8 protein-coding genes are annotated in these 11,033 nt (G+C 67.7%); 5 read left to right on the forward strand and 3 right to left on the reverse strand.

Annotation, left to right across the window (positions count from 1 at the left end):
• Nucleotides 1–557 precede the first annotated feature (557 nt).
• Entirely contained in the window at nucleotides 558–3,941 is a 3,384-nt protein-coding gene (locus AC1RQC_RS36780; RefSeq protein ID WP_492886378.1) for a diguanylate cyclase, read from the reverse strand.
• Between the two features lie 463 nt (nucleotides 3,942–4,404).
• Here AC1RQC_RS36780 and AC1RQC_RS36785 point away from each other — a divergent pair, with 463 nt between their 5' ends.
• The 3 genes from AC1RQC_RS36785 (at nucleotide 4,405) to AC1RQC_RS36795 (ending at nucleotide 7,737) form a co-directional block, all read left to right on the forward strand.
• On the forward strand, nucleotides 4,405–4,830 hold the full coding sequence (locus AC1RQC_RS36785; RefSeq protein ID WP_492376468.1) for a nuclear transport factor 2 family protein: 426 nt from the start codon (nucleotides 4,405–4,407) through the stop codon (nucleotides 4,828–4,830).
• Between the two features lie 192 nt (nucleotides 4,831–5,022).
• On the forward strand, nucleotides 5,023–5,481 hold the full coding sequence (locus tag AC1RQC_RS36790) for a (2Fe-2S)-binding protein (protein WP_150988428.1): 459 nt from the start codon (nucleotides 5,023–5,025) through the stop codon (nucleotides 5,479–5,481).
• A 12-nt stretch (nucleotides 5,482–5,493) separates the two neighbouring features.
• Complete coding sequence (locus tag AC1RQC_RS36795) at nucleotides 5,494–7,737, forward strand: xanthine dehydrogenase family protein molybdopterin-binding subunit (protein ID WP_492376467.1); 2,244 nt, start codon at nucleotides 5,494–5,496, stop codon at nucleotides 7,735–7,737.
• Between the two features lie 39 nt (nucleotides 7,738–7,776).
• On the opposite strand, the gene AC1RQC_RS36800 is transcribed toward AC1RQC_RS36795, so the two are convergent.
• Both AC1RQC_RS36800 and AC1RQC_RS36805 read right to left on the reverse strand, forming a co-directional pair.
• Nucleotides 7,777–8,634, reverse strand: a complete 858-nt coding sequence (locus AC1RQC_RS36800; RefSeq protein ID WP_492886381.1) for an anti-sigma factor family protein — start codon at nucleotides 8,632–8,634, stop codon at nucleotides 7,777–7,779.
• The gene (locus AC1RQC_RS36805) at nucleotides 8,621–9,319 is read right to left on the reverse strand and encodes an RNA polymerase sigma factor (RefSeq protein ID WP_492376465.1); all 699 of its coding nucleotides are present in this window, start codon (nucleotides 9,317–9,319) and stop codon (nucleotides 8,621–8,623) included. The genes AC1RQC_RS36800 and AC1RQC_RS36805 overlap by 14 nt, the downstream gene beginning before the upstream one ends.
• Nucleotides 9,320–9,551: 232 nt before the next feature.
• Between AC1RQC_RS36805 and AC1RQC_RS36810 the strand changes: the two genes are divergently transcribed.
• Together AC1RQC_RS36810 and AC1RQC_RS36815 are read left to right on the forward strand one after the other, a co-directional pair.
• Nucleotides 9,552–10,433: a metallophosphoesterase family protein gene (locus tag AC1RQC_RS36810; RefSeq protein ID WP_492886383.1), complete on the forward strand. Its 882-nt coding sequence runs from the start codon at nucleotides 9,552–9,554 to the stop codon at nucleotides 10,431–10,433.
• 85 nt (nucleotides 10,434–10,518) lie between these two features.
• Complete coding sequence (locus AC1RQC_RS36815) at nucleotides 10,519–10,893, forward strand: cupredoxin domain-containing protein (protein ID WP_492886385.1); 375 nt, start codon at nucleotides 10,519–10,521, stop codon at nucleotides 10,891–10,893.
• Nucleotides 10,894–11,033 lie beyond the last annotated feature (140 nt).

Below are 11,033 nucleotides of genomic sequence, written 5' to 3' on the forward strand. Positions count from 1 at the left end.
CGCCCGGCCAATGGCCGGACGGCTGTTTTGCGGGGGGCTGGCAGCCTTCTGGCATGGCGTTGCCGTCGTGGGGACAGCGCCATGCGGCCTCAGCCGGGAAGATCAGTGCCTGTTCAATCCGGAATCATTCCGGATCAATGCGTTGATCCATGCCGAACGGGCACGGGCAGCGTGTGCCCGGCGCCCACCGGTGTGGTGGGCAAGGTCGGCAAGGCGGGGTCGATCATTGTTTCCTCCATTGTTTTGGGTCCGGGCCGGCACGGGGGGAGCCAACCGTCGACCTGTATGGCCGCTTGGGGCCGGCGCATACATTGCACGAGGCGTGCCAGGCCAAAGGCCGTGCCGAAGGCGCCTAAGCTGCTGAAAAACAAGGAGAAATTAATGTGCGCTCGGCGCACGGTTCGGATTTCCGTGCGGATAGGGCAGCAGGGCGTTCGGTTTTCCGAACGAGTGACGGGGCTGAAAGCGGAACTGGCGCCCGTGCGGGCGCCAGCGTGTGATCCAAGGGGCATGGCGCGGCCGGCGCACGCCGCCGCCAGCCACGCACGCCAGGTGACTCAGGCGTTGTCCACGGGTTGGGTCGGGCAACTCTCCAGGAACAATTCCAGCGGCATCGGCCGCCCGATCACATAGCCCTGGGCATAGTCCACGCCAAGCGAGCGCAAGGCCTGCAGCGTTTCCTCGTCCTCCACGGATTCGGCCACGGTCAGCATGCCCAGGCGATGGCCGATATCGTTGATCGAGCTGACGATCTCGCGGTCCACCGCGCTGCCGGCCAGGTGGCGGATAAAGCTCCCGTCGATCTTGAGATAGTCCACCGGAAACTGCTTGAGATAGGAGAACGACGACAAGCCCGCCCCGAAATCGTCGAGCGCCACGGTGCAGCCAGCGCTGCGCATTTCGGTCACCAGGCGATTGGCCGCCGCCATGTTGTTGATCAGCGCGGTCTCGGTGATCTCCAGCTGGATGCGGCTGGCGGGCAGCACGGACTCGTACAGCTCGGCGTGCAGGAACGGCAGCAGGAACGGCTCGCCCAGCGAATTGGCCGACAGGTTGATGGCGACCGTGAGCCTGGGCACCGCAGCCAGGCGCTCGCCGAATTCGTGCAGCACGTGGTGGATCACCCAGCGGTCCACGTGGCCCATCAGGTCATAGCGCTCGGCGGCGGGGATGAACGCGCCCGGCATCACCAGCTTGCCTTGCTCGTCGACCATGCGCACCAGGATCTCGATATGGCGGTCGGCCTGGTTGTGCTCCTGCAGCGCGCGGATCTCCTGGGCGAACAGGCGGAAGCGGTTCGCATCCAGCGCCGAGTGGATGCCGGCGGCAACCTGCAGCTCCTGGTGGTGGCGCTGCGCATCGCTTTCGTCGCGCCGGTACACCGAGACGCGGCTGCGCCCGGCCGCCTTGGCGGCGTAGCAGGCTACGTCGGCGCGGCTCATCAGCTCGCCCATCGGCGGTGTTTCGTGGTCGATGGCGGTAATGCCGATGCTCGCGCCCACATCGTAGACCCGCCCTTCCCACGGGAAACGCTGGCCGCGGATGGCATCGATGATCTTCTGGCACACGCGCTCGGCCTGGTCCACCGTGCAGTCCATGAGCAGCAGCGCGAACTCGTCGCCGCCCAGGCGGGCGAGCAGGTCGTCCGGGCGCACGTGGTAGCGGATCACGTGGCCGAGCTCGCGCAGCAGTACGTCGCCCGCGGCATGCCCGGCCGTGTCGTTGACGATCTTGAAGCGGTCCAGGTCGATAAAGCACAGCGCGTGATGCTGTTGCTGCATGCGCGCAGCCTCGCAGGCCTCGCGCAGCCGCTTCTCGAACCAGATGCGGTTGGGCAGGCCGGTGAGCGCATCGTGCGAGGCCGAATGGGCCAGCTCGCGCTGCAGCGCGCGGGCGCCGGTGATGTCCTGGAACACCAGCACCGCGCCGATGACCTCCCCGGTAGCCGTGCGCACAGGGGCGGCGGAGTCCTGCACGTCATGGCGGTCGCCGGTCAGGCTTTGCAGCACTGCGCCGTCCTGCAGGTAGACCGGGCGCAAGGTCAGCAGGCACTGTTCCACCGGGCTGGGGATCGGCGCGTTGGTATGCTCGTCGACGATGCGGAAGATGGATTCGAGCGGCTGGCCGGCGGCCGCCTGCATGGTCCAGCCGGTGAGCTGCTCGGCGATCGGGTTCATGAAGGTGACGCCCATGGTGGCGTCGGTGCAGATCACCGCATCGCCGATGGAGCGCAGCGTGATATGCAGGCGTTCCTTCTCCTCGAACAGCGCCTCGGTGAGGCGGCGCTGTTCGGTGATGTCCCAGTTGGTGCCGATCATGGACACCGCGGTGTCATCGTCCTGGCGCAGCACCATTGCCATGGCCCGGATGTGGCGCACCGCGCCGTCGGGGCGCTGGATGCGGTATTCGGTATCGAAGGTGCGCGTGCCGCGCACCGCCTCGCGCATCTCGGTGCTTGCCTGCTCGACATCCTCGGGATGCACCATGGCCGTCCAGCGCTTGATGTCCGGCGCGCCCAGGGCAGGATCGACGCCGTGCAGCGCATGCATGCGCGCGTCCCACTCGATCGCGCCGCTGGCGATGTCCCATTCCCAGATGCCTACGCCGCCGGCTTCCACCGCCAGCTGGGTCCGGCGCGACAGCGCCTCGAGCTTTTCCAGCGCGGCCTTGCGCTCGTCGATGTCTTCCACCTGCGAGATGAAATGCAGCGGCTTGCCCGTGTTCTCGTCGTGCACCAGGGAGACGGCCAGCAAGGTCCAGCGATAGTGGCCGTCCTTGTGGCGGAAGCGCTTTTCTATCCGGTACGACTCGATCTCGCCGGCCAGCAGGCGCTCGACCTGGTGCAGGTCGGGGGCGAGATCGTCCGGGTGGGTGATGGTCGGGAAAGGCAGCTCCGCCAGCTCGGCGGCATCATAGCCAAACAGGTCGCAGATGGCGCGGTTGACTTGCAGCCAGCGGCCGTCCAGCCCTACCAGCGCCATGCCGATGGCCGAATGCTCCATGGCCTGGCGAAAGCGCCGCTCGCTGCCGCGCAGCTCGCTGCGGTCACGCCGGTTCTGCTCCAGCAGGAAGGCAATGCAGATCGGGAACACCATGATCAGCGCGGTCGACAGCTGCACCGACTGCAGCAGGAACGGCTCGTTCGCGCCCAGGCCGAGCGACGCGGTGATCAGCCCCAGCGCCACCGTGCCGCAGATGGCCAGCAACGTCAGCAGGGCAGTGGCAAAGGGATTGGTCAGCAGCGCCGCCAGCACCAGCGGCAGCGCCATCACCACGAACGGCTCGTTGCTCTTATATAGCGCCACGCCGCCCACCGCCAGGCTCAGCAGGAGCAGGCCGGCAAAACGGGGCAGCTGCGCGCGGCGGAAGGTATCCGCGAAACGCTCGCGCGTGATCGATACCATCAGCGGCAGCAACATGACGATGCCCATCGAGTCCGCCGTCCACCAGGTCCACCAGACCGCGCCAAAACCGCTGTGGTAGGCGGTGCCGATGGTGGCGGCGCCGATGGTGGCGCCTACCGTCGGCCCCAGCGTGCTGGCCGCGCCCAGCGTCAGCGCGAAGCGCGCCAGCGGGCCCGGACGGGAGAGCGTCGCGCCGCCGGTCATGGCGCGCACCAGCCACGCCGAGAAGGCAATCTCGGCGACGTTGCCCAGCGCCAGCGCCAACGCAATGGCGGGGCTATCGCCCATGGCCGCATTGGCCGCCGCGCCCGCCACCAGCATCCCGGCCAGCTGCCACGGCGCGTCGCTGCGGCGCTGGTGCAGCAAGATGCCGAGGCCGAAAGCGTTGGCCAACCAGAGCATGGCCACGTTTCCGGGGTAGCGCGACACGGCCAGCCCGGCCAGGGCCAGCAGGAAGAAGGCGATGGCGGATAGCGACACACGCTGCCAGCGCGGGTAGGTGGTGGGCAAGGGGCGGACATCCAAATCTGGCGTCATGTGGCGTCAGCCTGAAGCTGCGTTCTCGAAATTGAGGCGATGGGCGGGCGTCGGGCAGGTTGCACGCACGGCCCAGCTTAATGGATCAATATAGCGGCGATACGCCGGAATCACGAGGCGATAAACCCCGCTGTGTTCCCGCTGTTCGGACTAGCGCCGGACGCCGTTTTGCGGTAGGAGAGTGGCCGGCGGCGAGCCGCAACCGGCCCCGGCGGCCGGTCTGCTGCCAAGGCGGACAGGCGCGCTGCCGGTCCAGTCATACAGGCGTTTCAGGCATTGCCCTGCCGAGGAGGGGTATTGGCGCGGATATCGGACCGGCGCGAAACGCGTCCACCTCGCCAGCCATGGCGGCCCTTGGGCGCGCGGTGACGACGCGACGGCAATTACCCCGCGCGTCATCGCGCGTAGCGCTGCGCGCACCGATGATATGGACAGCTTGCTCACGCACACCAAGGAGAAGACCATGTCCGAATCGGATCGCATCGCCGCACCTGCCAACCTCGCCGCCAACTTCACTGCCTCCGATCTTGCCGCCCTGGCGGATCGCTATCTTGCGGCCTGGAACGAAACCGACGCAGCTCGCCGGCGCGCGCTGATCGTCGGCGCCTGGACCGAGTCCGCCAGCTATGTCGACCCGCTCATGCGCGGTGACGGCCACGCCGGGATCGACGCCATGATCGCCGCCGTCCAGGCGCGCTTTCCGGGTTTTCACTTTACGCGCGTGACGCCGGTCGACGCACACGGCGGCAACCTGCGCTTTACCTGGGAACTGGCGCCTGCGGGTGCGGCAGCCGTGGTGGCCGGCACCGACTTCGCGACCGTGGCGGCGGACGGCCGGCTGCAATGCATGACGGGCTTTATCGACCGCGCGCCGCAAGGCATGGCCTGAGGCCGCCCGGGTGCGGTGCACGGTACCGCACGCGACTGCCCTTTTTGCACTATGCTCACAAGGTTGTACGGCGTGCGCACCGCGGCTGGGGCGCACGCTGCTGACCGGCCGCCGCCGGCGCGGCGCGGCGGATCGAACCGCTGCACCATGCCGGGGGCGGACCAGGGCAAACAGACCCAAGGAGCTCCCCCCATGACCACGCTAGATATCAACGGCAAGCCGTTGCAGGTAGACGTTGATCCTTCCACGCCCCTGCTGTGGGCGTTACGCGACAGCCTTGGCATGACCGGCACCAAGTTCGGCTGTGGCATGGCCGCATGTGGCGCGTGCACCGTGCATGTGAACGGCCAGGCCACGCGCAGTTGCGTGACGCCAGTCTCGGCGGCACAAGGCGCGCGCATCACCACCATCGAAGGCGTCACCGGCGACAAGGTTGGCCGCGCGGTGCTCGACGCCTGGATCAAGCACGATGTGGCGCAGTGCGGCTACTGCCAGAACGGCCAGGTGATGAGCGCCGTCGGGCTGTTGCGCAGCAAGAAGCACCCAAGCGATGCCGATATCGACCAGGCCATGGCCGGTAACCTGTGCCGCTGCGGCACCTACCAGCGCATCCGCGCGGCCATCAAGGACGCGGCGCGCGCGCTGGCTTAAGGGGACGACACCATGCGAATCAGATACCTCGAAGCGCTGGCCGGCGGCAATCGCAGGCACGCGGACGCCGGCGGCGTCGCCGCGCTGGACCGCCGCAGTTTTCTCAAGCTGACCGGCTTTGCCGGCGGCGGCCTGGCGCTCGGCATCTTGCCAGCCCAGGCCGCGCTGGCGCAGGAAGGCGCGGCGCCCAAGGCCCCGCCTTCACCGCCGCAGGCGTTCCTGCTGATCGCGCCGGACAACACCGTCACGGTGGCGGTCAACCGGCTCGAATTCGGCCAGGGCGTGCATACGGCGCTGCCCATGGCGCTGGCGGAAGAGCTCGACGTGGACTGGCGCAACGTGCGCGCCACGCTGGCGCCCGCCGGCGATGCGTACAAGGATCCCGCCTTCGGCATGCAGATCACCGGCGGCTCCACCGCGCTCAACCATTCCTTCCAGCAATACCGCGAGCTGGGCGCGCGCGCCCGCGCCATGCTGGTTTCCGCCGCGGCTACCCAGTGGCAGGTCGATCCGGCGAGCTGCCAGGTGGCGCTGGGCGTGGTCACCTCCGGCAGCCATCGCGCCACCTTTGGCGACCTGGCGCAGGCCGCCATGGCGCTGCCGGTGCCGCAGCAGGTAACGCTCAAGAACCCGGCGCAGTTCAAGCTCATCGGCAAGCCCACGCGCCGGCTGGACGCGCGCGGCAAGCTGGAGGGGACCACCGCCTTCGGTATTGACGTGCATCTCAAGAACATGGTGGTGGCCGTGGTGGCACGCCCGCCGCGCTTTGGCGGCAAGGTGAAATCCTTCAACGCCGACAAGGCGCGCGCGATCAAGGGCGTGGCCGACGTGATGCTGGTGCCGGTGGATCGCGGCGGCACCGGCGTGGCGGTGGTGGCCAATGGCTACTGGCCGGCCAAGCAGGCGCGCGACGCGCTGGAGATCGTGTGGGAAGACAGCGGCTCCAGCGTTTCCACCAAGGACCTGTTCGCGCAGTACAGGACGCTGGCCGCGCAACCCGGCACTGTGGCGCTGCAGGCTGACCTGGGCGCCATGTCCGGCGCCGCGCGCACCATCTCGGCGGATTACGAGTTTCCCTATCTTGCGCATGCGCCGATGGAGCCGCTGAACTGCACCTTGCAGGCCGAGGTGTCGGGCAAGGCGGTGCAGAGCGTGAAGGTATGGGTGGGCTCGCAGTTTCAGACCGTGGACCAGGCCGCCATCGGGCGTGTGCTCGGGCTGCCACCGGCCAAGGTCACGCTCAACACCATGATGGCGGGCGGCGGGTTCGGCCGGCGTGCCGTGCCCACCTCCGACTACCTGGTCGAAGCGGCCAACGTGCTGCTGGCCTGGGTCAAGAACGGGCATGACGAACCGCTCAAGGTGATGTGGAGCCGCGAGGACGATATCCGCGGCGGCTACTACCGGCCGCTGCATGTGCACCGCGCGCGCATCGGCACCGATGCGAACGGGCAGGTGCTCGGCTGGCAGCATACCGTGGTCGGGCAGTCCATCCTCTCCGGCACGCCGTTCGAGGCGTTCATGGTCAAGGGCGGCGTGGACTCAACCATGGTCGAAGGCCTGGTGGAGAACGACTACGGCTTCCCGCTGCAACTATCGGTGCATCACCCGCAGGTGGCGGTGCCGGTGCTGTGGTGGCGCTCGGTTGGCAACACGCACACCGCCTTCGTCAAGGAAACGCTGGTCGACGAAGTGGCCGCCAATGCCAGGCAGGATCCGGTGGCGTACCGCCTTGCGCGGCTGGACGCGGGCAAGCACGCGCGCCATCGCGCGGCGCTGCAGCTGGCGGTGGACAAGTCCGGCTACGGCAAGCGCAAGCTGCCCAAGGGCCAGGCCTGGGGCGTGGCGGTGCACGAGTCGTTCGGCACGGTGGTGGCCTATGTGGTGGAGGTGTCGCTGGTGAAAAACGAGCCACATGTGCATCGCGTGACGGCCGGGGTGCATGCCAACCGCGTGGTCAATCCCATGTCGGCCGAGGCACAGGTGCAGGGCGCATGCGTGTTCGGGCTGGCGATGACGCGGCCGGGCTTTGCCATCGAGATCGAAAACGGCGTGGTGAAGAACAGCAACTTCCCCGACTATCCGCCGCCGCGCATCACCGATGCGCCGGTGGTGGACGTGTTCTTCGTGCCATCCGAGGATCCGCCCACCGGCCTGGGCGAGCCGGGCGTGCCAGCCATTGCGCCAGCGGTGGCCAACGCGCTGTTCACGCTCACCGGCAAGCGCCAGCGGCAGTTGCCGTTCGTGTTGGCCTGAGCTGGCCTGAGCCCGGGCGCCGGGCTCAGGGCTCAGGGCTCAGGGCGCGCGGTTGTCGCCAGCCGCGCGCCAGGCCTGCGTGAAGCGCAGCAGGTCGTCGGCCGAGGCATCGGTGATGGCCGCGTAGCGCATGCCGTCCGACTCCCAGATCCCCAGCTGGTAGCCTTGGCGCGCCTCGATCTGCGCTGGTGCCTGGCTGTGGCCGGGGTTGAGGGCTGGCTTGCTGTCCGCCGTGCGCGCTGGCAGCACGAACACATCGATGGGGTGCTGGTTGCGGCGGTAGACCAGTACCGCCACCGGCCGCCCGTGCACGTAGTCGAGCCGTCCCCCGACCAGCGGGAAACCTTGCGGCGCGAGTTCCCGTACCGACGGCGCGTAGTCGATCCGGCCATTGAACCAGGGTTTGACGGTGTGGCGGTCCGACGAGGCGACATCGATCGTGTGCCCCGAGATCAGCGCGCGCACATGGCTGCTTACCACCTCGCCTTCCACCGTCGGCCCGGAGCCATCGCTCAGCGCGTACTGGGCCATGCCGATGCCCAGCGTCGCCACCGTCAGCGCGGCCATGGCGGCATTGGCGGCGGGACCCCATTCGAAATAGCGCCGCATCCATTGCCACCATGCGCCACCGTTGCCGGCTGGCGCCGCCGCAGCGCCAGAGCCAGCCGCGGCCTGGGCTGCATCCAGCGCCGTGGTCAGCCGCGCGCGCAGGGCCGGCCCGGCGCGGTGGTAGGGCGCATGCGCGCGCAATACGGTGCGCAGTTCGCGCAGGTGCGCGAGCTGCGCGGTGCAGGCCGTGCATTGCGCCAGGTGCCGTTCAAGGCGCAAGGCATCGCCCGCGCCGAGCTCACCGTCGGCATTGGCCTGCAGCAGCAGGCGGGCGTCATTGCAGTTCATGGCCTGTCTCCCCGGCAGGTTGCGCCGGCGTGGCGTGGACGGCGGTTGCCGCGGCGGCCCTGCCCGTTGCCGGTGCGGTGGACAGGGTGCCTGCCGCGCCAAGGTCGGCGCCGCCCTGGGTGCCGATGCCGCACTTGCCCTCCGCGCGCAAGTCGAGCACTGCCGCCGCCAGCAGCTTGCGCGCGCGTGCCAGCCGCGACATCACGGTACCCAGCGGGATTTCCGCGATGACGGCGATGTCGCGATAAGGCAGGTCCTCCAGCTCACGCAGCACCAGGACTTCCCGAAAGGCCAGCGGCAGGCGCTCCAGCGCCACATGCAGCAGCCGGACATCCTCGGCGCGCAGCAGCCATTGCTCAGGGCTGTCGCCGTGACTATCCTGCCAGCCGGGCAGCGGCTCGCCATCGAAATGCCCATCGTCGTAGCCAGCGCTCTCGGCCTGGCCCGGCTGGCGCCGCTTGCGCCAGGTGGTGAACCACGTGTTGCGCACGATCGCCAGCAGCCACGCGCGCGGCTGATCGCCCCGGAAGCTTTCAAAAAAGCAGAAGGCCCGCAGGCAGGCTTCCTGCACCACGTCATCCGCCTCCACGGGGCTGCCCGACAGCCAGCGGGCCAGGTTGTAGGCGGCGTCGAGGTGCGGAAGCACCAGATCGTCGAAACGGCGGCGCTGGTCGGCAGCGTTCACGTCACTCCTTTGGCTCGGTGCCCGGGTTGGACGCATCGCGCGCCATCCCCGTTCATTCCGTCTCTGCCGCGTATACCGGGAATGCATTGAGTTTATTCCCGATTCTCACCACCACCACGTAAAAAAATTATCGCCAGCAACGGGAATAAACGCGCCTGCGCGCCGGTATGACAGGCAGGTCCACAGCAACCAGATCAAACCGATCGATCCGATCGATCCGATGGAGCTCAATATGAAGCGAGCATGGAAGCGGCGCGATTTTCTCGGGCTTGCCGCGTGCGCCGGCGGCGCGGTGTTTGTGTCGGCATTGCCAGGATGGGCCGCCGGACGCGACGAAGCGTTCTACTTTGTCCAACTCTCGGACGCGCACTGGGGCTTCCAGGGCCCGCCCAATCCCGACGCGCGCGGGACCTTGCCCAAGGCGGTGGCAGCGGTCAACGCACTGGCCGAGCCGCCGGATTTCCTGATGTTCACCGGTGACCTTACCCACACGACCGATGACCCCGCCGAGCGCCGCCGGCGCATGCGCGAGTTCCAGTCGATCATCGCCGCGCTCAAGGTGCCGGTTGTGCACCTGATGCCGGGCGAACACGACGCCAGCCTGGACCAGGGCGAGGCCTATCGCGAACTGTTCGGGCCCACGCACTATGTGTTCGACCACAAGGGCGTGCACTTCATCGTGCTGGACAACGTGTCCGATCCTGCCGGGCGGGTGGGCGCGGCGCAACTCGACTGGCTTGCCGCGGATCTTGCGCAGCAGCCGCAGTCCGCGCGCATCGTGGTGTTCACGCACCGTCCGCTGTTCGACCTGTATCCGCAGTGGGACTGGGCTACCCGGGACGGCGCACAGGTCATCGAGCGGCTGATGCCGCATCCCAACGTGACGGTGTTCTATGGGCACATCCACCAGGAGCATCACCACATGACCGGGCATATCGCGCACCACGCGGCGCGCTCGCTGATGTTCCCGTTGCCGGTGGCGGGGTCGCAGCCGCAGCGCTTGCCGGTGCCGTGGGATCCGGCGCAGCCTTATCGGGGATTGGGCTGGCGGGAAGTGGAGGCGGGCAGGGCTGCGGGGGATTTCGGGATCGAGGAGAAGCCTGTCAATGGTTGAGCAGATCGTGCCACGCCGCTTTGAACGGCTTTGAATGGCTTTGAGCTGCTTTGAGCTGCTTTGAACTCGCTATCAGGAGTTGGTCATGTCAGTCATCGGACGGGAAGGAATCAGCCGCAGGCGGGCGCTGTGCTGCCTGCTGGCGCTGGCGGGCGGGACGCCACTGTTGCAAAGCGCTGCCGCTGCGCCGCGGGTGATCAAGGTGCATGCGCGCAAGTTTGTCTTCACGCCAAACCGGATTGCGCTGCGGGTCGGAGAGCCGGTGGTGTTCGAGCTGACCGCGCAGGATGTGATCATGGGGTTTAGCGTGCCGGATCTCGGCATTCGGGAGGATTTGCCGCCCGGCAAGGTCGTGCGGGTTTCGGCCTTGCCTAAGGCGGCTGGCAGCTTTGGGTTCTTGTGCGATATTTTTTGTGGGTCCGGGCATGAGACGATGAACGGGGTGATTGAGGTTAGTTAGTTAGTTAGTTCGTTTGTTTGTTTGTTGCAACTGCAACTGATTAACGTCAAGGTCAAAGGCAACGGCAACTGCAGTTTCACCACCCCTGCGGGGCGGCGACCTACTTTCTTGTCTTGCCAAGAAAGTAGGCAAAGAAGGCG

The sequence above is a fragment of the Cupriavidus sp. GW822-FHT03E04 genome, assembly GCF_058801495.1.